The sequence below is a fragment of the Pseudomonas sp. Sample_16 genome, assembly GCF_004307665.1.
GTDB lineage: Bacteria > Pseudomonadota > Gammaproteobacteria > Pseudomonadales > Pseudomonadaceae > Aquipseudomonas.
The window spans coordinates 1-3,366 of record NZ_RCOB01000219.1 but is presented as its reverse complement, the minus strand read 5'-3'; the positions used below and the strand labels follow the sequence as shown (position 1 = coordinate 3,366).

At 60.3% G+C, this 3,366-nt stretch carries 3 protein-coding genes; 2 read left to right on the top strand and 1 reads right to left on the bottom strand.

The window, feature by feature from the left end; genetic code table 11:
• Positions 1-179: 179 nt before the first annotated feature.
• Positions 180-1,211 (bottom strand): LacI family DNA-binding transcriptional regulator, encoded by a 1,032-nt coding sequence (locus D8U69_RS28805; protein WP_056852596.1) that lies wholly within the window; start codon positions 1,209-1,211, stop codon positions 180-182.
• A gap of 215 nt (positions 1,212-1,426) precedes the next feature.
• Here D8U69_RS28805 and D8U69_RS28800 point away from each other — a divergent pair, with 215 nt between their 5' ends.
• Entirely contained in the window at positions 1,427-1,960 is a 534-nt protein-coding gene (locus tag D8U69_RS28800) for a gluconokinase (protein ID WP_130908624.1), read from the top strand.
• Positions 1,961-2,043: 83 nt separating this feature from the next.
• On the top strand, positions 2,044-3,366 hold a 1,323-nt coding region (locus D8U69_RS28795), incomplete at its 3' end, for a GntP family permease (RefSeq protein WP_130908623.1).

Genomic DNA, 3,366 nt, shown 5'->3' with positions numbered 1-3,366 from the left:
GGATAACCTCGATCCGCAGGATTGATCGCCGAACCTGTGGCGAGGGAGCTTGCTCGCGCTGGAGTGCGAAGCGCTCCCAATATCAGCGGATGCGTTCTATCTACATTGCAACGGCTTCGCCGCCGAACTGAGCAAGCTCCCTCGCCACAAAATCTCACTTCACTGCGGTTGAGTCGTGCTTATGTACTCTCACGCACCTTCAGCTCAAAGCCCATATCCTGCACCGGCCTGGCCACGGTGTTGCCGGCCATCAGCGTCAGCATCTGCTCCGCCGCGCGGCGGCCGATGGCTTCGCGGGGGGTGCTGATGCTGCTCAGGCGCGGGACCATGTGCGCGGATGCGGGCAGGTCGTTGAAGCCGAGGATCGCCACTTGTTCGGGGATCTTGATCCCGTGTCTCATCGCTTCGAGCAGCGCGCCCTGGGCCAGGTCGTCGTTGCCGAAGAAGATCGCATCGACATCCGGGTGGCTGGCGATCATCTGCAAGAACAGTTCGCCACCCAGGCCCACGGAAGACGGACGCGGGGTCAGCACTTCCAGGGCGGGATCGTACAAACCGGCCTTTTGCAGGGCGCGACGGAAACCCTCGCCGCGCAGCAAGGTGCGTTGATCCAGTTGCGCGCCGATGTACGCCAGGCGCTTGCGACCGCGGGACAGCAAGTGCTCGGCGGCCGTTTCACCGGCGGCCAGTTGCGAAAAGCCGACGCAATTAAGCCCGGCGGCGCTGTCCAGCTCCATCATGTACACGCAGGGAATGTTGCTGGCTTCGATCATCCGTCGCGAGCTTTCGGTGCGGTCGAACCCGGTCAACAACAAACCGCGTGGCTGATAGGCCATGTAATTGCGCAGCAGGTTTTCTTCTTCGTCGCGGGAATAGTGGAAGTTGCCGATCAGCACTTCGAAGCCCTTGGGGCGCAAAACCTGATGAATGGCTTCCAGGGTGTCGATGAACAGCAGGTTGGACAATGACGGCACCAGCACCACCACCGAATGGCTCTGCGCCGACGCCAGGGCACGGGCGGCAGGGTTGACTACATAGTTGAGCTCAAGTGCCGCTTTCTGGACTTTTTCCACCAGTTCGGTAGCCACGGTGCTGACGCCGCGCAGGGCACGCGAAGCAGTGATCGGGCTGACACCGGCCAGGCGGGCAACTTCATTCAGGGTAGGGCGGCCAGTGGTGCGGGTATTTTTATCGTTTTTAGTTGGATTCATCGACGGCTTGCCAAACAAAATTCAAGGCACTAAGGTAGCGCTGTCTCGATGCAGCTGCAAATGCGTGAGCGGGGGTTCGCCTGATCCTCGCTTTTTGGCATTGGGAACGAACATGCTGCAACCCATAAAATGACAAGAAAGGCGTCGGCAACTTCTGCTTTTGTTCGAGTGTCATAGCTTGCAAAGGTAGCGCTGTCTGCGCGCTGAGGTGTTACATGAATCATCCCATCACCGCCCTGGTCATCATGGGCGTTGCCGGTTGCGGCAAGACGTGCGTCAGCGAAGCTCTGTGCCAACTGAGCGGCGCCACTGCCATTGAAGGCGACTCTTTCCACCCAGCCACCAATATCGAAAAGATGAGCGCGGGTATCCCACTGGACGATCAAGACCGTGCCGGCTGGCTCGACAGCCTGTGCGATGAATTGCGCCGCATTGACGCCAAGGGCCAGCGCCCGGTGTTGACCTGTTCGGCGCTCAAGCACATCTATCGCGAACGCTTGCGCAGCGCCTTGCCGGGCCTGGGCTTCGTGTTCCTTGAACTGACCCCCGAAGTCGCCGCCGACCGCGTTTCCCACCGGCCGGGCCATTTCATGCCGTCGACCTTGATCGACAGCCAGTTCGCCACCCTCGAATCCCCCGTCGGCGAGCCATTGACCCTGGCCCTCGATGCGTCGAACCACAGCGTCGATGAACTGGCCGTCCAGGCACACCATTGGTGGCTTGAGCATGGCTTGAAGCGCGCCGGTTAATTTTTTGCTTGCAGAGATAGCGCTGTCCTTATGGCTTTTGAATTACCCGCTTTAATAACAACAACAACCAGGAGACACCCCTAATGTTTGGCATGTCCCACGAGACGTTCCTGCTGCTCGATGCAGTGGTCACGGTGATCGGGCTTATCGTCCTGATCACCAAGTTCAAGTTGCACCCCTTTCTTGCCCTGATCATTGCCGCCGCCTTCCTCGGGCTGACCTCCGGCATGCCGATCGGCACCATCATCAAGGCGTTCCAGGACGGCTTCGGTGGTGTGCTCGGTTTCGTCGGTATCATCCTGGCGCTGGGCACCATGCTCGGCAAAATGATGGCCGAGTCGGGCGGGGCAGACCAGATTGCCCAGACCCTGATCCGCGCGTTCGGCAAGGACAAAGTGCAGTGGGCAATGATGTTCGCCGCGTTCCTGGTGGGCATCCCGCTGTTCTTCGAAATCGGCTTCGTGTTGCTGATTCCGTTGGTGTTCATCGTTGCCCGTCGCACCGGCGTTTCGATCATCAAGATCGGTATCCCGCTGCTGGCCGGCCTCTCGGCGGTCCACGGCCTGGTGCCGCCGCACCCGGGCCCGCTGCTGGCTATCGGCGTGTTCGGTGCCGACATCGGTAAAACCATTCTTTATGGTCTGATCGTGGCGCTGCCAACGGCGATCATTGCCGGCCCGATCTTCGGTACGTTCATTGCCAAGCACATTCCCGGTCATCCGAACCAGGAACTGGTGGATCAACTGGCCCGCGAAACCGATTCGACCGAACTGCCGAGCTTCAGCATCACATTGGTCACCGTGCTGTTGCCGGTGTTCCTGATGCTGCTCAAGACCTTCGCCGACGTTGTGCTGCCGGATGGCAACATCTTCCGCGCCTTCATGGACCTGATCGGTCACCCGATTTCGGCATTGCTGCTGGCGTTGCTGCTGTCGCTGTATACCTTTGGCTACAAGCAGGGCATCGGTTCCAGCCAAATGATGAAATGGCTGGATGCGAGCCTCGCACCGACCGCCGCGATCATCCTGATCATCGGTGCCGGTGGTGGCTTCAAGCAGATGCTGGTGACCAGTGGTGTGGGCGACGTGATCGGCCACATGGCGGTGAACGCACAGATCTCGCCGATCCTGCTGGCCTGGCTGGTGGCAGCGGTGATCCGTATCGCAACCGGTTCGGCGACGGTGGCGACCATCACGGGCGCGGGCATCGTGGTACCGGTGGTAGGAATGATCCCGGGCGTGAACCGCGAGTTGTTGGTGCTGGCCACCGGTGCCGGTTCGTTGATCCTGTCCCACGTGAACGACGCCGGTTTCTGGCTGGTCAAGCAGTACTTCAACATGACCGTGGCCGAAACCTTCAAGACCTGGACCGCGATGGAAACCATCCTGTCGGTGGTGGGCCTGGGC

Excerpts from the sequence above, each read along its gene's own strand:
- D8U69_RS28805 (WP_056852596.1), bottom strand. The coding sequence starts at position 1,211 with ATGAATCCAACTAAAAACGATAAAAATACCCGCACCACTGGCCGCCCT.
- D8U69_RS28800 (WP_130908624.1), top strand. The coding sequence starts at position 1,427 with ATGAATCATCCCATCACCGCCCTGGTCATCATGGGCGTTGCCGGTTGC.